General features: G+C 57.7%; 1 pseudogene. It reads right to left on the reverse strand.

Going from position 1 to position 222, the window contains the following annotated elements:
• Positions 1-120: 120 nt before the first annotated feature.
• Positions 121-222, reverse strand: a pseudogene (locus QJT78_RS52715) (transposase); the annotation flags it as partial.

Genomic DNA, 222 nt, shown 5'->3' on the forward strand with positions numbered 1-222 from the left:
CTACGCCCTCCCGACGCAACGACAAAATCGTAAAGCCCCGCGTTCAGCATAACCCGGCAGGAATCCACTTAAATCCAGCGGGGCGCTGTCCAAACAACCGGGGCCAGCTCTATCGTCCTGGCGTTCCTGGACTTCGGCGATGGCAATCTCGATGTCCTCGAGAACCAGTTGCATCTGATCGGGATTGAACTTCTCCGAGCGTTTACCGAAACGTGCGCGCTC

Source organism: Bradyrhizobium sp. Mp27, assembly GCF_029953005.1.
Taxonomy (GTDB): domain Bacteria; phylum Pseudomonadota; class Alphaproteobacteria; order Rhizobiales; family Xanthobacteraceae; genus Bradyrhizobium; species Bradyrhizobium barranii.